Here is a 23,291-nt window from a genome sequence, read left to right as displayed (position 1 = left end):
TAAATCAATATATATACATTTGAATTTATAACCATTTCATCTATCTCACCGTTAGGCAATCAAGATAACTGCGGCAAACCTCATGTTTATCTGTGTGACAATGTCACTAAATTAGTGGCTAAATAACTCGTGAGATCGAGCTTTTGTTAACATTTCTTTGACATCTATTTCTTTCGTTGATTAACTGGTCTGACTAGATTGGTAAGGAGACCAAAATGTTATCAGCTGTACGTCGTGCAAATTTGTACCTAAATCTATTTGGCTTTTCTAAAGTGCCTCTGATTTGGCTTTGTCACCCTAAGATCATTGCGATAGATAGCGAACACGTTGAGGTTCGAATCCCTTTGCGAAGAAGAACAAAGAACCATTTGAATAGCATGTATTTCGGCGCTTTAGCGGTTGGGGCGGATGTAGCTGGTGGTTTTCTTGCTATGAGCAAGGCGCAAGAAAAAGGAGAAGCGATCTCTTTAGCATTTAAAGGCGTCAAAGCCGAGTTTTTAAAACGTCCGGAAGCGGATGTACACTTTGTGTGTAACGATGGTCATGTCATTGATGAGATGCTCGATCATACGTTGGCAACGGGTGAACGAGTGAATCGCGATGTAAAAATCGTCGCGTTGTGTCCTAGCTTACATGGTGACGAACCTATGGCTGAATTCTCGTTGACTCTTTCGATAAAAAAAGCAGCCCAACAAAGAAAAGAGGCTGCTTAGTGGTTTGCTGTTTTTAAAGAATATCGCTTTAATTGAGTTCAATCTGCTCAATCGAGACGATTTTGGAGCGGTTTAAGACCACTTTCCAACGATAATAAACAGGCTCATCTGTGTGGTTGTCCTCTTTGACAATCACATTGAGCAAATGACGTTTCTCTACTGACTCTTTGGTCACTTGCCCTTCATTTAAACGATAAACTCGGTTTGAGCTTTTATCCATCAAGCGGATGATAGGGCGCAAACTGATGTTCAGTGTTTCTCTTGTTTGCTCATAACCACTCAAGAATAGAGAGGTCGCCATTTCGGTTTTCTCGTGATAATGAAGTATCTGCTCTTCGCGCTGCACGACGCGCTTCTTACGTATTCTTTGAATCTTATCTGGCAAGCTACTTAACGTACGATAATCGAGCCACTCTAATTTTCTGCCGACCACTTTTTTCGTTGTTGGATCAACATACTTCTTACGCCACTTTGGCTTGCCTTTACGGATCCATCGCCACATCGCATCGCGCAAATCATCTTTAAAGATTTCTCGTAGAGCATAAATAAATGACATCGCGATAATGAAGGACGCGGAAATTTCCCCAAGGTAATCGCGAGCGAGAATCACGGTTGAGGTCACGACAACCATCACCAAGCCAGTAGCAATACCTTTGATAGCACGCTTGATGTTGTTACCCATTGATATGGTTTCTTCACGAAGCACGATAGGGTGTTCAATCAAGCGTCTTAGCAAGCGCATTTTGTTAGATAGGCGAGTAACGTCTTCAACGACTCTTGGAGAGTTGTACTTGTTGAGTTTTCGATGGGCTTGCTCTTTTTCACAGAGCGTGATCAAGCGTTTCTTAATCGTGCCATAATCGCCTTCACGCGGGAGATGAGCCACTAGAGATAAAAACTTCTGCTCGGTATACCAAGACAGGTAGTTATCGATGTTAACGTAGTACCGTTTTAAGTTCTCTTCATAAGGAATAGAACGTCGCAAGCGCTTTAAGATCTCAAGCGTGAGCTCGATAACTTCGTCTACTTCATCTTCCGTTACGGAGTTGTTCTGATGCTTGTTTAAACTTGCCACCGCTTTGTCTAGCGCAATAACGTATTGGTACGCGAACAAACTCAAACTTACTCGGTATTGTTGATTCGACAGGCGTCCACGTTTGGCAAGTCGACTGTGTACTAGCGGTAGAAGGATTTCAGTACTGTAATAAGAGCGTTGCTGTGTGATTGAAGTGTAATAAAATTCGGATTCACTGATGATATCGGCGTTTAAACCAAGCTCACCAGGTATAAAAAAGTAAATATCTAGGTCGACACTTTTGCTCTTTGCGAGTGCATGACTGATTTTTAATGTTATTGAGTCTTGTTTATCGACGGTGACCAAAGAAAGCTCCTGACTTTGTTAAAGCATTCTTAACTTATGCGTACTGTTGAGCAGGTAAGCATAAAAGTGCTAAAAGAGTGACTGGGGCATATAGCTGAACGACAACAGCATAACAGAGCACTATGCTTTTCTCTCTGATTTTCTTGTTAGTTTAGGTATAATTCCACGTAAATTTAAAAAGAGACAAAATCAATGATTAAAATTGGTCAAATTAACAGCTTAGAAGTCATTAAAAAGGCTGATTTTGGCGTATTTCTGGATGGTGATGATTACGGTTCTGTTCTACTGCCTAATAAGTATGTACCAGAAGGTACTGAAATTGGTGATCATGTAGACGTATTTTTGTACTTCGATTCAGAAAGCCAGCTTGCTGCGACCATTGAAAGACCTATTGCCCAAGTGGGTGAATGGGGCTTAATGAAGATTGAGGGCGTCAACGCGACAGGTGCTTTTGTAAATTGGGGCATCAAAGAAAAGGATCTACTTATTCCTTTTAGTGAGCAACGTACTCGCTTCTCTGCGGGACAAACTATTCTTGTCTATGTATATACTGACAAAGCGTCAGGCCGCATTGTTGGTACGACTAAGTTCAACAAATGGTTAGACAAAACTCCGGCGAATTATGAAGTTAACGAACAAGTTGATTTGATCATCGCAGAGCGCAGTCAACTTGGCTACAAAGCGATTGTTAACGGTAAGCATTGGGGCATGATTTTCCCATCGGATGTGTTTGGTAAGCTTTACATCGGTAAGAAACTGAAAGGCTTTATTAAGCAAATTCGTGAAGATGGCAAAATCGATCTCGCGCTACAAAAAGTCGGCGTGGCAAAAATGGACGATCTTTCTAGCAAGATTCTTGATCTGTTAGAGAAGAAAGGCGGCTTTTTACCTTTGAACGATAAGTCTTCTCCTGAAGCGATTTTTGACGCTTTCCGTACAAGTAAAGGTACTTACAAAAAGACCATTGGTGGATTGTACAAGCAGGGCAAGATTGTTATCGAGAAAGACGGTATTCGCCTGGCGTAGCCCAAACTCACGTATAGCGGATCTGCAGCCAAAAAAACGGCCCAAACTTTTCCTTTTTTTGGGCCTAGGGGAAACGGCTCCGCAGAGCCTGCGCTAAACTTTTTCCAACAATAATTTTGTTGGTGAACATAGAGAGAAATGCCATATCAAAGCATTACTTTGATACAACTAGTTTAGTACAGCGTATCCGGATCGCTAGCGAGCCCAGTTGCTTTCATACTTACGAATTAAAAAGCCATCGCAAATACGATGGCTTTTCATTTATTTATGATTCGTTACTTCTTTAAAATAAGTTCTTATCTCGTACTAATTCGCGAGGAAGACCATTCTTTATTCTGTTGCTTACCCACTTTCCAAGGCCAATGACTGCGCCTTGATAGGTGACAAGCACTTCGCCTTTACCTGTTTTCATATCCTCAGGAATGATTTGAGGGCGAACATCGCGTCCCATGTACCATTCGCGCGCTTCTTCAATGGTTAGCTCGATGGCGTTTGCCTCAGAGCCTGTCGCTAAGGCCGTCGCCACCTGATGCTGCCAACGGTAGCCATTTTTATGGGCTTCCGCGATCTTTATACCCATACGAGAGAAGCGTAATTCGCCGATCATTGGCTCTAAAGAATTAGGGAACAACCAGACATCTTTATCGCGAAGCCATACAGAACTGTCATTCGGAAGTTCAATACCTAACGCACTTTGCAGCTGTTGGGCAATTTCAACCGATTCTTTTTTCGATGCTTTGGTAAACGGGAACTTGCCCATGCGCTTTTTGACCTTTGGTGGTTCAACAGCTGCCTGTTTACGAATTCTTGCGACAAAGAATCCTTCGCAGTCGTAGACCTGTGGAAAGATATGCAAAAAGCCTTCTTCAGTTAGAGCAGCATTTGCGTTTTCAAACAAGGTCTCAAGGCTTTCAAACTCAACGGCATCACCAAAGGTTTCTTTCAAGTGATGACAAACTTGTTGGTTTTCTTCGGTACTGAGTGTGCACGTTGAGTAAACCATCACACCACCGGGCTTTAGTGCATGGAAGGCGCTTTCAATAAGATCTTTCTGTGTGTCAGCTATGTCGAGCACGGAAGCTTGCGTCCAGTTTTTCATTGCATCTTCGTCTTTGCGAACGGTGCCTTCGCCGGAGCAGGGCGCGTCGAGCAGAACCGCATCAAATTGTTCTGGTAGCCAACCGCCAAAAACGCGCCCATCGAAGTTACTTAGTGCGGCGTTACGTACACCACAACGTTCCACGTTGGCATGCAGCACTTTTACACGACTTGCGGCGTATTCATTAGCCACGAGAACGCCTTCATTGTTCATTAAAGCCGCGATTTGAGTGGTCTTTGATCCTGGTGCAGCTGCTGTATCTAACACGGCATCGTAAGATTCGTCATTCATAAACAGCGCAGATACTGGCATCATTGAACTGGCTTCTTGAATGTAGAATAAGCCTGACATGTGCTCTGCAGTGTTGCCTAATGGTACAACTGACTCGTCCGCTTCAATCCAAAACCCTGTGTCACACCAAGGCACAGGAGAAAGCTTCCAGCCTTTTGCGTCTGCACGTTCTAGAAACGCTTCAACACTGATCTTCAACGTATTAACACGAATACTTTTGCGCAGTGGCTTTTGGCACGATGCGATAAAGTCTTCCATGTTGAGGTGAGCAGGAAGGATAGTTTGGATTTTTTCCAGAAACGCGTCTGGGATGTAAACATTAGGATGCAATGTGGGATCTCGTTTGCAGAATTTGTGGCAAATAATATACGAAAGCGAAGCAGAAACGAATAGTGACAAGGACCGAGCAATAAAAAAGAGCAGCGATTGCTGCTCTTTTAAGGTAATCAAACTTCAATTGTATGTGAATTGAGCTTTATTCTACGGCTTAGGAATCGCAGTACGCCATTGAGTCCAGCCTTCTTCAGCTTGTGGATATAAAAAGAAAGATTGCCCACTTTTTGCCGCTGGTGGAATAGTCGATTGCTCTGGCGTTGAAAACGCAATTCCTCCGCGAACTAAACTATCAAATGTGCCCGCTTTGATGTTCGCACCAGTAATTCCGATGGAGACATCTACTCCTGAAACATTCCAAAACACACTGTTTTGACGAACGAGGTAAGCATATTCAGGCTGTATCTTGATGGTCGTGACGACGCGATCGGCAAATTCTCCTAGGCTCACGTCGGTTACTTGGCCGACTTCCATCTGGCGGTAAAGAATAGGCGTTCCGACTTGTACTGAGCCTCGTTGTTCACTTTGTAAAGTAAACATCATGCCCTGAACACGTTCTGAACCGTTTTCCAACTGAAAATCAAATTTAGCTTTACCTTTACCTGGCTCAACACTGATGGATTTCGACACCAATGCGCCAAGGTTTTTCACGCCCCCTAAGCCAATCTCTGGCTCAGTTAGCCAAAAATGTGAGCCTTCCACCGCAATGTTTTCTACGTATTCAGGTAGGATTCTTGCGGTAATTTCAACCATATTGCGACGAAAATTCGGTACAACCAGTGTGACTTCACCAACTTTGACGCCTTGATACTCTATCGGCATTCCTTTGGCAATTTCTTGTGAGCCGTCTGTTTCTAACGCAATAACGCGTCCAAATTTGCGTGCGGTTTTTTGATCTGTATATAACTTCCAGTTGTCTCCAATTTTGTTTTCAACGCCAGGAACAGAGTCAAAAGCGATGCCACCTTCGATTAATGATTTTAAAGGGTGAGCTTTCACACTCACACCGGCTAGCGATGCATCTATCTCTATCCCTGAACGGTTCCAAAAGACGGTTTTCGGCGTTACGAGGTAAGCAAAGCGGTTTTCGATGGTTGCTTTAATTAACACACCGCCATCAACCAATTGGAAATCGGAGACGTTACCAACAGGAAGATTACGATAGAGCAGAGGGCTGCCTTTGGAAATCGGCGGCAATTCAGAAGCAAACAGTGTGAGTGCTCTAGAGCCACTTTGGTTGTACTGTGCTAGTTCTGCCAATGATTCGTTTTGGAACAGTTGATACTCTTTTTGAATATCTTGCTTGCCTTCGCTTACAAAGCTAATGGACCCAGTTAACAACTGTTTTGCCGGAGGAACGGTAACGCTGAGGCCCGATTCCGTTAACTCTGCAGAGGCACTTCCGGTTACATAAAAACGGTTGTTTGATTTGATCAGGTGTTTGTATTCATGATCAATCAATACGTCCATAAATACTTCATGTTGTGATTTTTTACCTTCTTCAACTAAGCCTACGTTGATAATTGAACCGACCACGATGCCTTTGTAAAGTACGTTGGCACCGCTATCTAGGCCAAACGAGTTGTCAGACACTAAACGAATAGCGATGGACTTTTCTTGCTGTTGGTTAAAAACGTTTTTACGAATGGCAGTAAAGCGGCGAGAGCGTTCACCGGCACCCGGCACAATGGTTAAGAAGTTTCCTCTCACGAGATTGGCAATGTTTTCAACACCAGAGAGGGACACTTTTGCTTCTTCTAAGACGAATCGGGTACCTGTCGTCAGCATGTCACTGAAAGCTGGTTGAATTGCCGCTGACGCTAATATCACTTCTCGCCCTTCGGATAGGCTTAAGTCTGTAACTTGGCCAATCTCGATTCCGCGATACATAATGGGTGCGCCTTCGCCACTGATTTTACTGTCATCAGGGAGGACGATTTTAACAGCGATACCTCGACCTGCGGTTTTCAAATCTTTATACAGACGGAATTCAGTATTCTCTTCTACAGGCTCACCGTCATCCGGAGAATCGACGGCGATCGCGCCTCCAAGTAGAGCACTCATGCTTTCTAGCCTTACATCGACGCCTTCAAAACCGATGCTGGCACCGATTCCACTTACGTTCCAGAACCGACTGCGGTTGTTAATGATATGTCGGTATTGATCCTGAATGTTGGCTTGAATCGTGATAGATTTTGCGTCTTCATCCAGCTGGTAGCTGTAGACTTCACCGATTGGAATTTTCTTATAAACAATTTGAGATCCAATCGACACACCACCTAAATCGCGGCTTTTGAGTTTAATGTTCAAACCTTGTGAAACGCGCAAATCTGTTGGTGCAGAGTCTAACGCATGGAACGTTGTTTCAAACTCTTGACCATCTCCAGGTTGAATCGAAATGTAATTACCCGACACGAGCGCATCGAGCCCAGAAACTCCTGTTAGGCTTGCTGTTGGTTTTACCAGCCAAAAGCGAGTTTTATCGTTCAGCAATTTTGCCGCTTCAGGGTAGATATCGGCATCAACATAAATACTGCCGAGATCTTCAGTGAGGTTAATGTCTCTCACCATACCGACTTCTAGCCCTTGGTAACGGATAGTGGTTCGCCCGGCAACCAAGCCAGCAGCGTCAGAAAAATAGATTTGCACCCGTTGTCCTGCATCGTGTATCGACTTCACCACAAGCCAGCCAGCTAAGACCATGGTCAAAATTGGCAAAAGCCAAAGAGGAGATATGCCTTTGCTCCGCTTTACATCTGGTACGTATGACGTTTGAGAACTGTTCTGATCACTCATTCATTGACTCTTTTTCTGATTGTGTTGGGCCTGTTTGGTCCCAGATTAGCCTTGGATCAATACTTTCCGCTGCAAGCATGGTCAATACCACGACAACACCAAAGGCCACGGCGCCATATCCTGGTGTGAAATCAAGTATCTGACCACGATCGACTAAGGTCATCATGATAGAAATAACAAACAAGTCCATCACAGACCATTTACCGATCCATTTAACAACAAAGTAAACCATCATTCGTTGTCTCTTAAACACCGAACGTTTGAATTGAATGCAAAGCATGATGTAGGCAAGGCCAAGTATTTTTACAACTGGCACAACAATACTGGCCACAAAAATGATCACTGCGATGCCATACATACCGCTTTTTACCAACCCAGCTACGCCTGAGAAAATAGTATCTTCCAAACGTTTGCCATTGGTCAGCAAGATGGAAATAGGAATCAAGTTGGCTGGGAAAATCGCTATCGTTGCCGCAATGAGGTAAGCCCATGTCTTCTGAATGGAGTTGGGCTTGCGATGATATAACTCGTGGTGACAACGCCGACAATGGTCACCTTCAGGTTGAGACAGGTGGCATTCATGGCAATGCACGTCTTTGTGTTCAAAGGAATAAAGACGTTCTGGCTTCCAGGCTTCCCAGTAACGACGCACACTGATTCGAGAAACTAACAAAACGGTAAATATCTGCAAAAGAACCAGACCAATTAACCCTGGGCCTACAAAAATGTCGGAATAATCTTGGAGTTTGAAGCAGGAAATGGCGATGCTAACTAAGAACACATCCAGCATTACCCAATGTTTCAAATGTTGAATTAGCCACAGTGAAACACGAAGCCCTCGAAACCACCGTTGATGTAGCGAGATATGCGCCGTAACCACTGAAACACAAACCGTCAGCGGCGCTAGAGAGCTACAAAATAGAATAAGCAGTGAAAGAAGAACAAAGCCTTCTTCCATCAATGTGATCATCCCCGAAGGTAGGGTTGCCGGAATCATCACACCAAAAAGTCGGATACTAATAAAGTTAAAAAAGTGTGATGGAATAAATAGCAGGATACAGGTTATCGCGACGGCTAAATTACCTGAGAGGCTAGGGCTACCGCCTCGATACAACTGTGTGCCACAACGAGGACAGTGTGCATTTTTTCCATTGGGTAAGTCGACGATATCGACAGGCAATTCGCAACCTTGGCACAAGCGCACATTATTTGGCTGCATGGCGTGCTTAGACAGAGAGGTCATAACGACCTCTCTAACTTGAACGATTTAAGCGTGGGACTGTATGCCCCCATATAAGGTTTGATATAAGCCTTCTTGCTCAACTAACTCACCATGAGTACCTGTTTGCGTCACTTTTCCATCTTCAAGCACGTAGATCAAATCGGCTTGTTTTACGGCTGATAGACGGTGCGCAACGATTAATGTTGTTCTACCACGTAAGAATTCAGTCAATGCTTTGTGCAATGCCGCTTCAGTAGCGGTATCAAGCGCAGACGTGGCTTCATCTAAAATAACAAATTGAGGATTACTCAGCACCATTCTTGCGATGGCAAGGCGTTGTCGTTGACCACCTGACAAACGAATGCCGTTACGGCCGACTTGAGTATCCAAACCGTGGTTCAGTTGAGAAATAACATCTTGCAGCTGAGCAACTTCAAGCGCTCGCCAAAGTGACATTTCGTCAAAATTCCCACCGAGCGTTAGATTATGCCTCAAGGTGTCGTTAAATAGTATAGGTTGCTGTAATACCACGGCAATTTTGTCGCGAATTACTTCAAAACCAATATCTTCTGTTAATTCATCATTAAAGCGAATGCTACCGGAGTTTTGACGATAAACCCCAATAAGTAGTTGTATTAAGGTCGACTTACCGCCTCCGCTCGCACCAACTAACGCCACTTTCTTTCCTGCCGGTATATGTAAAGAAAGGTTATCTAGAACTTTGTTTTCATTATTATAAGAGAAGTCTACGTTTTCTACTTTAACATCGACTTCTCTGTCTTCTTTGAAAGGATTTACCTTAGGTACCGGTCTTTGTTCTTCTTCTAATACTAGTAAGTCGTTGATGCGTTTTAACGCAGCTTTCGCGCTGTACCAAGAAAACTGAATGCCGAGCAGCTCTTGAACAGGAGACAACATAAACCATAGGTAACCAAAAACAGCAAAGATTTGACCAATAGTGAGGTCACTAAACATGACCATCAGCATGGCGACGGCTCTGAATAACTCAAAACCGATTAAGAAGAGTAGGAAAGAGACGCGACCTGCCGCCTCTGATTGCCACGCATACTTGTCTGCATCCACGCGAACTTGGTTCGCACTGTCTTTGAGTTGCTGGAGAAATTCTCGCTCTTTATTGGCTGCGCGCAGCTGGTAAATGCCATCTAATGTTTCAACTAAACGATTTTGGAAAATTTCAAAAGAATGATTTTCCTTCCGTTTCAGATGTTTAACCATACTTCCTAGTTTACGTGAGAAGTAAATGACAATAGGGTTAACTAGCAGAATAAATAGACCAAGTCGCCAGTCGAGCCAAAGCAGAACGATGGCAGTACCAATGACCGTTAAAAAACTGATAACGAATTTTGCTAACGTAGAACCAATAAATTTATCGATGGTTTCAATGTCAGTGATAAGGTGGGCGTTGATGCCTCCGCTGCCTTTGGTTTCGTATTGGCGGATGCTGATACGACCAAGCTTGTCGATCATTTTACTGCGCATCTCAAACGTGATCGTTTTAGAAACAAGTGTAAATTGTCGGCTTTGAAGGATATTTAACCCCTGACTTGCAGCTCGCATCAGGACGACCAAGAAAAGGGTGAAAAATATATAACCCGTCGGAGTGTGCCACGCTTCAGGGAGAATGGCATTCATAGCAGCTAAGCCTTTTGCTGGTTGGTCCAATAAAACCTCATCAACCATCAACGGCATGAGAAGGGGGATTGGAACACTAATCAAGGTTGCAAGCACCGCTATCAAGTTCGCTATGATCAGCTTGGACTTGTGCTTTTTTACTTGTGTTATCAACCAAGAACGGCTAATAGTGTCATTTTTCAGAAGCATTGTAATTGAGAATAAGTCCTATTATAAAGTAGGGCTGCATTTTAGCGCCATACAGTGAGAATGGAAGCTTTTATAGTAAGTAGGAAGTTAATATGAACATAGAACAATACCATAGACTAACCAAACAAGCCGTTGCTCTAATTGAGTCTGAGCCAGACTTTATTGCTAACCTAGCAAACTTGAGCTCACTGCTTTTCATGGAATTGGACGATCTTAACTGGGCTGGCTTTTACCTAGCAAAAGGTGAAGAGCTCGTTCTTGGTCCGTTCCAAGGAAAACCAGCTTGTGTCCGCATTCCTATGGGGCGCGGTGTCTGTGGTACTGCTGCAAAAACTAACACCATACAAAGAGTATACGACGTTCATGAATTTGAGGGACATATAGCGTGCGATGCAGCGAGTAATTCGGAAATTGTGATTCCGTTTTCTATCAATGGAGAGGTGGTTGGTGTCCTTGATATTGACAGCCCAAGTATTGGTCGATTCAATGAAACAGACGAAGAAGGTCTCACTCATTTCATGGCTGAAGTAGAAAAGCTGCTTAATTCACACGCGAACGACGCATAAATTAGCCCTCGAGTGTGGTTTTTCCTTGGCATGTCACTATAATACGAGAATATTTTTTCTTAATGCTTCGCGGAAATCCGCTCAAATCAGGAACCCTCATGACTGAAAAGTTAAAAAACAGCAAAGAAGTTATTGCATATATTGCTGAATGTTTCCCTAAGTGCTTTACTTTAGAAGGTGAAGCAAAACCTCTGAAAATTGGTATTTTTCAAGATCTTGCGGAACGTCTAAGTGAAGACGAAAAAGTAAGCAAAACACAGCTTCGTGCAGCGTTAAGACAGTACACTTCATCATGGCGTTACCTACATGGTGTAAAACCAGGTGCAGTACGCGTAGACCTAGACGGCAACCCTTGTGGTGAGCTAGAAGAAGAGCACGTTGAACACGCGAAAGCGACACTTGCAGAAAGCAAGGCAAAAGTTCAAGCTCGTCGTAAAGAACAAGCACAAAAAGCTCGTGAAGAGGGTAAGGCGAAAGCGAAACCAGCGGCTAAAAAGCCTCAACAGCCTCGTCGTACTAACAAACCAAAAGTACAAAAACCAACTAAGCCTGTAGAAACGCGCGCTCTAAATGCTGATGAAATCACAGTAGGTAACGCAGTTAACGTGAACATGGGCAAAGGAAACATGGCAGCGACCATTGTTGAAATCAATAAGGATGATGTACGTGTTCAACTTGCTAACGGCCTACAAATGGTTGTGAAAGCGGAGCACTTGCGCGCATAAAGGAGATACTCCTACGCATGAATTGCCGTTCAAAAGTGACACTGATTGCTGCTAGCTTATGGCTAGCAGCATCAGCTCAGGCTCTCGAAGCCAAACTACATAAAGATGACTTGCCGGTTCTCGCTCCTGAAGTTCAGCACGAAACAGCTAGCAAACGAGTCACCTCTCGATTTACCCGCTCTCATTATAAGCATTTCAGCCTCAATGATGATTTCTCCAAAGCGATCTTTGAACGCTATGTAGAATTGCTTGATTATAATAGAAATATTTTTACTCAAGCGGACATCGACTCTTTTAAAGACTGGTCAATTGAGCTTGATGATCAGCTAAAGGCTGGTAACAACCAAATTGCTTTTGATGTTTATAACCTCTCAATGCAAAAGCGTTTCGAGCGCTTTGCTTATGCGTTAACGCTACTCGACGAAGAGATCAAGTTTGATACTGATGACGAGATAGAGTTAGACCGTTCTGAAGCTGCATGGCCAAAAGACGAAGCGGAGCTCAACGAGTTATGGCGTAAGCGCGTGAAATATGACGCGTTAAATCTGAAACTGACTGGCAAAGAATGGCCAGAGATTAAAGAAGTTTTAGAGAAGCGTTATAACAACGCGATGAAGCGGATCACACAGACTAATAACGAAGATGCATTCCAGTTATATATGAATGCCTTCGCCCGACAAGTCGACCCTCATACTAGCTACCTTTCTCCACGTAATGCTGAGCAATTCCAATCGGAAATGAACCTTTCTCTGGAAGGTATTGGTGCCGTTCTGCAAATGACTGACGATTACACAGTAATTCGTTCACTTGTTGTTGGTGGCCCAGCGTCGAAGAGCAAGCAACTTGGCGAAGGGGATCGAATCATCGGTGTTGGACAAGACGGTGAAGAGATTGTCGACGTGATCGGTTGGCGTCTAGATGATGTAGTTCAATTAATCAAAGGCCCAAAAGGCACAAAGGTTAATCTACAGATCTTGCCAGAAGGTAACGATGCGAAGAGTTACATTGTCACAATTGTTCGTGACAAAGTTCGTCTAGAAGATCGCGCAGTGAAGTCGGAGATCATCGAAAAAGATGGTAAGAAGATTGGTATTTTAGAAGTGCCAAGTTTCTATGTCGGTTTATCGAAAGATACCGATAAACTGCTTGCTGAGTTAAAAACCAAAAACGTTGACGGCGTAATCGTTGATCTACGTAACAACGGTGGTGGTGCATTAACGGAAGCGACAGCATTAACAGGGTTATTCATTAAAGAAGGTCCTGTTGTTCAAGTTCGTGACAGCTATGGTCGTATTAAGGTGAACGCCGATACTGACGGAAAAGTGAGCTACGATGGTCCACTGACGGTGTTGATTAACCGCTACAGTGCTTCAGCGTCTGAAATTTTTGCAGCAGCAATGCAAGATTATAATCGTGCAATTATTTTAGGTGAAAACTCTTTCGGTAAAGGTACGGTTCAACAGCATCGCTCACTGAATCATATCTACGATCTTTTCGATAAAGAGCTAGGCTACGTTCAGTACACGATTCAGAAGTTCTACCGTATTGACGGTGGAAGTACGCAAAATCGTGGTGTTGCACCCGATATTTCGTACCCAACACCAATTGAAGCTTCTGAAACGGGTGAAAGTGTAGAAGACAATGCACTACCTTGGGATCAGATTGATAAAGCAAAATATCAAACCTTCCCAAGCAACGAAGCATTAGTTGAAAAACTCACCGCTCTTCATAACAAGCGTATTTCTGATGAGATGGAATTCCGTTTCATCAATGAAGACATAGAGAAGTATCGTAAAGAAAAAGACGATAATATGTTGTCTTTGAACGAGAAAGTTCGTAAGGCTGAATCGGATAAAGCGGAAGCACTTCGTTTGCAACGCATCAATGAGCGTCAAGCTGCTTTAGGTAAGGAAGTATTCAAAACATTGGATGATATACCTAAAGATTATGAAGCGCCTGATGTTTATTTAGATGAGTCTGTCGCGATTATGGTTGATCTACTCAAGCAGAAAAATCAGTCATAATAACTGGCAATTCAAAGTAAAAAGAGTGAGTCTTTCAGGCTCACTCTTTTTTTATGTCTTTTCATCTTTGTTTGTATTGAGTATCAAGTAAGATATTCGCTTATTTTTTCCCAATAATTTACGTGATCTACATCTAAAATTTCGCGAAAGTGAGGACTACTGCCTAAGCTAAAAGAAAACGATAAGGATGCCGATATGAAATGGTTCTTTATTTTACTTAGCTTTTGCTGCTTTAGTGTGTTTAGCGGAGAAAACACCAGAGAAGATGAATTAAGTCACTTTGACACGCCGTTTCTCATCGGAGACTGGTATTTAATGAACCCAAACCCCGAAGAGTCGGCTGAAAATTTTCGTGCGATAAAACTGTCACTGGGTTCCGACTACAGCTTTTCTATTGATATTCAAAAGAAAGATTATTCTGTCGATCATTGGGAAGGATTGTATAACGCCAATGAAGACACCATCGTTCTTGGCTTAAACACAGATGAGCCTCAAATTTATGCCTATCGCAATAATCACAATACGCTTGATCTTAATGGTGTGACTTTTACTAAAGGGTTGTCTAACTCGCTAGCGGGCATATGGTCTAGCTCTTATGTATCCGGAGATGGCCTTGTGGCAAACAACATCAACCATATGGATCTGATACTTCAACCTGACTTCGTGTTTATGTTTCGGGTATCCAACGAAGAAGGGGATGAGTCAATCAAGCAAGGTGTTTTCTACACAGAAGATGAATATTTAGTCTTGCTCTATGAAAATGGCGAGCACGGGACCACCTATAAGCTCAACAAAAATGAATTAACGATCGAAGATTCAAATGGCGATATGTACGCGGTACTTAATCGGGTAACGCCTTGATAGCTTATCTTGCTACGACAAATTACGCGAGCATACGGTAAATTGTCAATGTTGTTTAAATGTTAATCAAAAAACGGAGCTAGAGCACTAAAAGCTCCGTTTTTTGATGGAAAGACTTGTATTCTGATACCACAACCCCTACAAATAGCTTATATAGTGATACCAGAACTGCATTTTTGATCATGCAGTCTGGTATTTTTGTTGTTCGACATACAAGGATTTATGCTCATGTCCCAAGCTCCCCAGGCCAAATATCGTAAAGATTATCAAGAGCCATCTCACGCGATTACCGATATCGATCTTACGTTTGATCTTTATGACAATGACACCATCGTTACGGCGATATCAAAGGTTGCTCAAAAAGGCGATACAACAACGCTAGAACTCGATGGCGAGGGGCTTGAGCTGCGCGCTGTAAAAGTAAACGGTGAGGATTGGGCTCATCACGAAGTGAAAGAATCATCGCTTGTACTGACCGATCTTCCATCCGAGTTTGAACTTGAAATCGTCACCAAAATTGATCCTGAAGCGAATACAGCACTCGAAGGTTTGTACAAATCAGGCGGCGCATTTTGTACTCAGTGTGAGGCCGAGGGCTTCCGTCGTATTACTTATTACTTAGATCGTCCTGATGTTCTAGCAAAATACACGACAAAAGTGATCGCAGATAAATCCGCTTATCCATATTTGCTGAGCAATGGTAACCGAATTGCAGAAGGCGATGCAGAGAACGGTCGTCATTGGGTTCAATGGCAGGACCCGCATCCAAAGCCAGCTTACTTGTTTGCTCTTGTCGCAGGGGACTTTGACGTACTGCGTGACAAATACACAACGATGTCAGGTCGCAGTGTTGATTTAGAAATCTTTGTTGATAAAGGTAACTTAGATCGTGCAGGCCATGCGATGACATCGCTGATCAACTCGATGAAGTGGGATGAAGAACGCTTTGGCCTTGAATACGATCTGGATATTTACATGATCGTTGCCGTTGATTTCTTCAATATGGGCGCAATGGAAAACAAAGGCCTAAACATCTTTAACTCAAAGTATGTTCTGGCGAATGACCAAACGGCGACCGATCGTGACTACTTAGGTATCGAAGCTGTGATCGGTCATGAGTATTTTCACAACTGGACTGGCAACCGTGTCACTTGCCGTGACTGGTTCCAACTAAGTCTAAAAGAAGGCTTAACCGTATTCCGTGACCAAGAATTCTCTTCTGACTTAGGCTCTCGTGCAGATAACCGCATCGATAACGTACGTATCATCCGTGGCCCTCAGTTTGCAGAAGATGCAAGCCCAATGTCTCACCCGATTCGTCCTGACAAAGTCATTGAGATGAATAACTTCTACACGCTAACAGTGTATGAAAAGGGCAGCGAAGTTATTCGCATGTACCATACACTCCTTGGCGAAGAGGGCTTCCAAAAAGGGATGAAACTTTACTTTGAACGTCACGATGGTACTGCTGCGACATGCGAAGACTTTGTTTCTGCAATGGAAGATGCCACTGGTGTCGATTTAAAACAATTCCGTCTATGGTACAGCCAGTCTGGTACACCGACGCTGCGCGTAAATAGCGAATACAATGCCGATGCAAAAACTTACGCACTAACGGTAGAGCAATTTACGGAGCCAACGCAAGACCAGGCTGAGAAGCAAGCGCTGCACATTCCGTTTGATATCGAGCTGTACGATTCGAAAGGTCGAGTTATCCCGTTGCTGATTAACGGTGAATCTGTTCACAACGTGCTAGATATTAAACAAGATAAGCAAACGTTCGTATTTGAAAATGTCGAAGAACAGCCAGTGCCATCTTTGTTGCGTGAATTCTCGGCACCAGTAAAACTAGAATACGACTACAGTGATGATGAATTAGTCTTCTTGATGAAGCACGCGACGAATGACTTCGCTCGTTGGGATGCAAGCCAAATGCTATTGGCTAAGTACATTCGTCAGAACGTGAAAAACGTTCAAGCCGGACAAGACGTGTCGCTTTCTGAAGGCGTGATAGATGCGTTCCGTGGTGTGCTATTGGATGAGACGCTTGAGCCAGCTTTCATTGCTCAAGTTTTCTCTTTGCCTTCAATTAATGAGATTACTGGCTGGTACCAGCAAATTGACATCGATGCCGTAGACAAAGTGCTAAACAGCATTACAGTGTCACTTTCTCAAGAGTTAGAAGATGAGCTAAGTGCAACTTATCATACACTGAAGCAAACAGAGTACACGATCGATCATGCTGCGATTGGCAAGCGTGCATTACGTAACCGTTGTCTGCAATACCTAGCACATACGGAAAAAGGTAATGATTTAGTGAAAGCACAATACGCATCTGCAAATAACATGACAGATACGATTGCAGCGATGAGTGCGGCAAATAGTGCACAGCTTGAGTGTCGTGAAGTTCTTATGGCAGATTATAGCGATAAATGGAAGCACGATGGTTTGGTTATGGACAAGTGGTTTGCACTTCAAGGTAGCAATCCTGCAGAGGATGCACTTGAAAAAGTGAAAGCCACCATGAACCACGAAGCATTTAGCTTGAAAAATCCGAACCGTACGCGCAGTTTGATTGGCTCGTTCTTAAGTGCTAACCCTGTGCGTTTCCATGATAAATCCGGTGCAGGTTACCAATTTTCAGGAGAAATCCTTCGCCAACTTAATGATTCGAACCCACAAGTCGCATCTAGAATGATTGATCCTTTGCTTAAGTTCCGTAAATACGATGAGGGTCGCCAAGCTTTGATCAAAGCAGAACTTGAAAAGCTCAAAGCAATGGATAATCTTGCTAAAGACTTATTCGAAAAAGTGACTAAAGCACTAGACGAATAGTAAACAACACAATAGGGTGGTCATTAAGGCCACCTTATTGTTTATGTCACTTAGTTTTTACTTCATGAACTATTACTACTTCAACCTCAACATTTCATATCAAACGTTTTTATCCCATTATTCTGGCGCGGCAAGTGTTGTTCAAGTCGTCACACATAACGGTTTACGTTTGCAGTTACCCGCCGCACGATTCAGACCATTTCTTAGTCAATTAGGCATTAAAGGCCAGTTTAGACTAACAACTGACCAAAATAATAAGTTTCTTAAGTTAGAAACTCTGTGATGTATTGTATTTGCAGAGAGTTAAATAGGAATCTTAGTCACAGAATCGGACATTTCACCTCTTACCACCACGATTAGTTGTTAAACATTTGTAATTATGCTTTTACAATGGGCACATGCATTACCTATGCTTAGTTTCTAAGGTAACAACCTAGCTACTAAGTCCCCCTACAAAACAACAATTCTAATGTGGAGTGTGAATATGACCGCGCGTGAAAATGTAGTGCCGGTTCTGCTTGAAAAAGTTTACCAACTGATTCAAGACAAACTCGAGCTTTCTCACCAAACGCTTGTAACTAAACTTGCTCAACACTTATTCAGTAACATTGCTGATGATGACCTGATTCAGCGAAACGAATCCGATCTTTATGGTGCTGTCGTCAGCCTTTGGCACCATATCAATGAAAAAAAACCAGAAGAGATTTCGGTACGAGTATTTAACCCGACCGTAAGTCGTCAAGGCTGGCAATCCACACACACAATCGTAGAAATTGTTGTTCCAGATAGTCCATTCTTAGTGGACTCAGTCAAAATGGCTTTAGCGCGTTTGGACCTTGTTTGCCACCTAATGTTAAACAACCCAACACAGATACAGCGTGATAAAAAAGGCCAAGTTACTGACGTAAACGGTGAGGGTGGTGTTCTTCAATCACTGTTCCATATCGAGGTAGACCGCCTTACTAGTAAAGAAGAGATGCAAGCGCTTAAAGAAGAGCTGTTAAAAATTCTATCTGACACTCGTTTAGTCGTTGATGACTGGAAGCAAATGGTTGATAAGCTTAAGCTTGTGACTGATGAACTTGAGAAAAATAAAGATCGTGTTTCTATCCAAACGGATCGTATGGACGAAACGATCGCATTTCTTCGTTGGCTAGAAGATCATAATTTTACCTTTATGGGTTACAAAGATTATGATTTAGAAGAAGTCAATGGTGATACCGAGCTTGTTCCTGCTAAAGAGAAAGGACTTGGTCTATTTGCTGATGACAAGCGTGTACGTAGCGTCAAGCTATCTGAGCTTTCAGACTCTGCGCGGTTAGAAGCGAAAAAGCCATACGCTCTGATTATCACAAAAGGTAACAAAGCATCTCGTATTCACCGACCAGCTTATACTGATTACATCGGTGTTAAGAAGTTTGATGAAAACGGTAAAGTAATAGGTGAGCATCGCTTTACTGGTTTATATACCTCTGCCGTGTATAACCAAGCGGTACAAAGCATCCCTCTGATCCGTGAAAAAGTGGACCGTATCCTTGAAGCGAGCGGATACCGTCACGGATCGTATTCATACAAAGCATTGCACAATATCTTAGAAAACTACCCACGCGATGAACTACTCCAAGCAAATGAAGAAGAGTTGCTTGAGGTGGGTATGGGTGTTGTACAAATGCAAGATCGTGACCTACTGCGTTTATTTGTTCGTAAGGACCCATTTGGTCGTTTCTTTAGCTGCATGGTTTATGTCACTAAAGATCGTTACAACACAGAGTTACGTCGTCAAACTCAACGCATTCTTAAGCAGTACTTTGGTTGCGAGCAAGAGGTTGAATTTACAACGTTCTTCTCAGAAAGCCCACTAGCGAGAACACATTACATTGTTCGTGTAGACAATAACAACATTGACGTAGACGTGAAAAAGATCGAGCAAAACCTAATGGAAGTTTCTACCTCTTGGGATGACAGACTAAAAGAATCCATCATTGCTAACTTTGGTGAAAGCAAAGGCCTTCCTCTTTCAAAAGAATACATGAGTGCGTTCCCTCGCTCATACAAAGAGGACATGATGCCAGGTTCTGCGGTTGCAGATATTGAACGCTTAGAAGCGTTAAGTGATGATAATAAACTTGGTATGTTGTTCTACCGACCTCAAGAAGAGGGGGCGGATTCAAAAGCTGTTCGCTTGAAGCTATACCATCGCGATGAGCCAATCCATCTTTCTGACGTAATGCCAATGCTTGAAAACCTTGGCTTACGAGTGATAGGTGAATCACCGTATGAGATCGAGAAAAACAACGGACAGACATTCTGGATCCTTGATTTCTCTATGCTGCATAAGAGCGAGAAAACGGTTGATCTTCGTGAGGCTCGTGATCGTTTCCAACAAGCATTTGCCGCAATTTGGGCAGGCAACCTTGAAAGTGATGGTTTTAACCGATTGGTACTAGGTGCGTCGCTATCTGGGCGTGAGATTTCCATTCTTCGTGCTTATGCTCGATACATGCGCCAAGTCGGTTTCCCATTCAGTCAACAATACATCGAAGACACGCTAAGCCACTATCCAGACTTAGCAACAGGTCTAGTCAAGCTGTTCACCAAGCGATTCGATCCGAAACACAAAGGCAGTGAAAAAGGCCAAAACGATCTGATTAAAAAGCTAACAGAGCAGTTGGATCGTGTAGAGAGCTTGGATGATGATCGTATTATTCGTCGTTACATCGACATGATCATGGCGACACTTCGTACTAACTACTATCAATTAGACGAAAGCAAGCAACCTAAGCCTTGGTTATCTTTGAAAATGAAACCGAGCGATATTCCAGAGATTCCGCAGCCTGTACCCGCGTTCGAGATCTTTGTGTACGCACCAGATATTGAGGGTGTTCACCTTCGTGGCGGAAAAGTGGCTCGTGGTGGTTTACGTTGGTCAGATCGTCAAGAAGATTTCCGTACAGAGATTCTTGGTCTCGTGAAAGCGCAACAGGTTAAGAACACCGTTATCGTACCTGTGGGTGCAAAAGGCGGCTTTGTTTGTAAACGCCAGCCATCTCTCACAACCCGTGATGAGATTTTTGCTGAAGGCCAACGTTGTTACAAACGATTTATTCGTGCTCTACTTGATGTATCAGATAACATCATTGAAGGTGAAGTCGTGCCACCACAAAACGTTGTGCGCCATGACGAAGATGACCCATACCTAGTAGTGGCTGCAGATAAAGGCACAGCAACATTCTCAGATCTAGCGAACTCTGTTTCTGCAGAGTACAACTTCTGGTTAGGTGACGCATTTGCTTCAGGTGGTTCAAATGGTTACGACCACAAAGCGATGGGTATCACTGCAAAAGGTGGTTGGGAATCTGTTAAGCGTCACTTCCGTGAAATGGGCATCAACTGCCAGACCACTGACTTTACCGCAATCGGTGTAGGTGATATGGCTGGTGACGTGTTCGGTAACGGTATGCTGTTATCGAAGCATATTCGATTGCAAGCTGCCTTTAACCACATGCACATCTTTATTGATCCAAATCCAGATTCAGCCACCAGCTGGGAAGAACGTAACCGCTTGTTTAATCTACCAAGATCAAGCTGGGAAGATTACAATAAAGATTTGATCTCTCAAGGTGGTGGTATCTTCTCTCGTCGATCAAAGTCGATCCAACTAACGCCAGAAATTCAGAAAATGTTAGGGACTAAGAAAGCATCTTTAGCGCCTAACGATCTGATTAAGATGATCTTGAAAATGAAAGTCGATCTGCTTTGGAATGGTGGTATCGGCACTTACGTTAAAGCCTCGACAGAAACTCATACGGATGTTGGTGACCGCGCTAACGACATGCTGCGCATTGACGGCCGTGACTTAAGAGCAAAAGTAGTTGGCGAAGGCGGTAACTTGGGTATGACTCAGCTTGGTCGTATTGAATACGCACTGACTGGCGGCCGAGTGAACACAGACTTCGTTGATAACGTGGGTGGCGTTGACTGTTCGGATAATGAAGTCAACATCAAGATCTTCCTTAATGGACTGGTTTCAAATGGCGATCTTACGGTTAAGCAACGTAACCAAATTCTAGAGTCTATGGAAGACGAAGTGGGTGAAATTGTATTAGATGATGCTTACCGTCAGTCGGAGTCGATCTCCGTGACTGAACAACAAGGTGTTGGCATTGTTAAGGAACAAATTCGATTCATCCATACCATGGAAAAAGCAGGGTACTTGGATCGTGCTCTCGAATACATCCCTGATGATGAAACGCTAATCGAGCGTGAAAAACAGGGACTAGGTCTGACTCGCCCTGAGCTATCAGTGTTAGTTGCCTACGGTAAAATGGTACTTAAACAGCAACTTGTTACGGATGAAATCGCGAATGATGAATTCCATGCGAAACAGCTTGTTGAATATTTCCCAAGTGCGTTACGACGTAACTATAAAGATCAAATGGTTAATCACCCACTGCGAGCTGAAATTATCGCTACAGCATTGGCTAACCAGATGGTTAATGAAATGGGCTGTAATTTCGTCACTCGTTTGCAAGAAGAAACCGGTGCAAGTGTTGTCGATGTTGCTAACGCATACAGTGCGGCTCGTGAAATTTTCGATCTAGAAGCAATTCTTAAGCAGACTCGTGAACTCGATAATATCGCCACAGCTCAAGCTCAGTACGAAATCATGTTTTATGTTCGTCGAGCACTACGTCGAATTGCACGTTGGTTGCTTCGCAACCGCAGTGGTAAATGCACAGTTGGTGAGCTGATTGCTATCTACAAGCAAGATGTCAATGTTATCACTGAAACCTTAGACACTATGCTGGTTGAGTCTGAAGTAGAAGAACACAATGAACTTGCTCAAGGGTGGATTGAGAAAGGGGTAGAAGAGAAACTTGCACATCAAGTCGCTCGTTTATCCAGCTTACAATCTGCACTGGATATCTCATCAGTGGCGAGTGAAACAGGTAAAACGGTTGAGCAAGCATCGAAGCTCTACTTTAACTTAGGTGACCGTTTGTCGTTACACTGGTTCTTGAAGCAAATTAACAGCCAAGCCGTTGATAATAACTGGCAGGCACTAGCAAGAGCTGCATTCCGAGAAGATCTGGACTGGCAACAACGTCAACTTACGGCTCAGGTATTAAATTGCGGCTGTGCAACGGAAGAGCTAGACGTGATGAAAGCGTTAGAAGATTGGATGGAAACTAACGAGCAATCACTGCACCGTTGGGAAAGCATCTTGAATGAGTTCAAAGTTGGCTCTGTCCACGAATTTGCTAAGTTTTCTGTAGCACTTCGAGAATTAGTACTCTTGAATCTCAACTGTTCGTCGAAAGAGTAGATGAGTTAGTCAAATTGTAAGTAAAAGCCTCGTTATTTAGCGAGGCTTTTTTGTTGCTCATCTTTTTATTATAGCGCCGAGTGAGTTACAGCGTAACGGCGCGGGGAAGTTAAAATAGGCTGAAATCGATTGCTTTAGAGTGGTTAGTTATAAATTTTATTGTTGAAATCTTACTCTAATTGTTTGTTTTATATTTGAAAATATTAGAAAGATATAGGTTTTTACTTAATACATTCATTTTCATTGAATTA

The 23,291-nt window shown here is 43.2% G+C and carries 14 protein-coding genes; 9 read left to right on the top strand and 5 right to left on the bottom strand.

All coding sequences use genetic code 11. The features are described from left to right. Positions 1–215 precede the first annotated feature (215 nt). Positions 216–713: a DUF4442 domain-containing protein gene (locus OO778_RS09040; RefSeq protein WP_005396564.1), complete on the top strand. Its 498-nt coding sequence runs from the start codon at positions 216–218 to the stop codon at positions 711–713. A 28-nt stretch (positions 714–741) separates the two neighbouring features. On the opposite strand, the gene OO778_RS09035 is transcribed toward OO778_RS09040, so the two are convergent. Next, complete coding sequence (locus tag OO778_RS09035; RefSeq protein ID WP_006743263.1) at positions 742–2,094, bottom strand: hypothetical protein; 1,353 nt, start codon at positions 2,092–2,094, stop codon at positions 742–744. A gap of 192 nt (positions 2,095–2,286) precedes the next feature. On the opposite strand from OO778_RS09035, the gene OO778_RS09030 reads away from it, so the two are divergent. Further along, a complete protein-coding gene (locus OO778_RS09030) occupies positions 2,287–3,120 on the top strand; it encodes a S1-like domain-containing RNA-binding protein (protein WP_005396561.1) in 834 nt (277 codons plus the stop codon). Positions 3,121–3,403: 283 nt separating this feature from the next. Here OO778_RS09030 and rsmF read toward each other — a convergent pair whose 3' ends face one another. From rsmF to OO778_RS09010, 4 genes are all read right to left on the bottom strand, one after another. Beyond that, complete coding sequence (gene rsmF / locus OO778_RS09025; RefSeq protein ID WP_264909261.1) at positions 3,404–4,840, bottom strand: 16S rRNA (cytosine(1407)-C(5))-methyltransferase RsmF; 1,437 nt, start codon at positions 4,838–4,840, stop codon at positions 3,404–3,406. 150 nt (positions 4,841–4,990) lie between these two features. Then, positions 4,991–7,639: an MlaD family protein gene (locus OO778_RS09020; RefSeq protein ID WP_264909260.1), complete on the bottom strand. Its 2,649-nt coding sequence runs from the start codon at positions 7,637–7,639 to the stop codon at positions 4,991–4,993. After that, entirely contained in the window at positions 7,632–8,882 is a 1,251-nt protein-coding gene (locus OO778_RS09015) for a paraquat-inducible protein A (RefSeq protein ID WP_006743266.1), read from the bottom strand. Before OO778_RS09015 ends, OO778_RS09020 begins: the two co-directional genes overlap by 8 nt. A 24-nt stretch (positions 8,883–8,906) precedes the next feature. Continuing rightward, positions 8,907–10,703 carry an ABC transporter ATP-binding protein gene (locus tag OO778_RS09010; protein WP_006743267.1) on the bottom strand — a complete coding sequence of 599 codons (1,797 nt, stop codon included), beginning with the start codon at positions 10,701–10,703 and terminating at the stop codon, positions 8,907–8,909. 92 nt (positions 10,704–10,795) lie between these two features. Between OO778_RS09010 and OO778_RS09005 the strand changes: the two genes are divergently transcribed. From OO778_RS09005 to OO778_RS08975, 7 genes are all read left to right on the top strand, one after another. Then, positions 10,796–11,269, top strand: coding sequence for a GAF domain-containing protein (locus tag OO778_RS09005; RefSeq protein WP_065646467.1), 474 nt, complete (start codon positions 10,796–10,798; stop codon positions 11,267–11,269). Between the two features lie 98 nt (positions 11,270–11,367). Then, on the top strand, positions 11,368–11,994 hold the full coding sequence (gene proQ, locus OO778_RS09000) for an RNA chaperone ProQ (protein ID WP_005396555.1): 627 nt from the start codon (positions 11,368–11,370) through the stop codon (positions 11,992–11,994). 17 nt (positions 11,995–12,011) lie between these two features. Then, positions 12,012–14,018, top strand: coding sequence for a carboxy terminal-processing peptidase (gene prc / locus OO778_RS08995; RefSeq protein ID WP_074190114.1), 2,007 nt, complete (start codon positions 12,012–12,014; stop codon positions 14,016–14,018). Positions 14,019–14,213: 195 nt separating this feature from the next. Then, a complete protein-coding gene (locus OO778_RS08990) occupies positions 14,214–14,879 on the top strand; it encodes a hypothetical protein (protein WP_005396553.1) in 666 nt (221 codons plus the stop codon). Between the two features lie 228 nt (positions 14,880–15,107). Beyond that, entirely contained in the window at positions 15,108–17,714 is a 2,607-nt protein-coding gene (pepN, locus tag OO778_RS08985; RefSeq protein ID WP_074190115.1) for an aminopeptidase N, read from the top strand. A gap of 64 nt (positions 17,715–17,778) precedes the next feature. Further along, entirely contained in the window at positions 17,779–17,997 is a 219-nt protein-coding gene (locus OO778_RS08980; RefSeq protein ID WP_046876238.1) for a DUF2835 domain-containing protein, read from the top strand. 201 nt (positions 17,998–18,198) lie between these two features. Next, positions 18,199–23,040, top strand: a complete 4,842-nt coding sequence (locus OO778_RS08975; protein ID WP_074190116.1) for an NAD-glutamate dehydrogenase — start codon at positions 18,199–18,201, stop codon at positions 23,038–23,040. Positions 23,041–23,291 lie beyond the last annotated feature (251 nt).

Source organism: Vibrio sp. STUT-A16, from assembly GCF_026000495.1.
Taxonomy (GTDB): Bacteria; Pseudomonadota; Gammaproteobacteria; order Enterobacterales; family Vibrionaceae; genus Vibrio; species Vibrio diabolicus.
The sequence above is the reverse complement of the archived record's forward strand: the minus strand, read 5'-3'. Positions and strand labels throughout refer to the sequence as shown.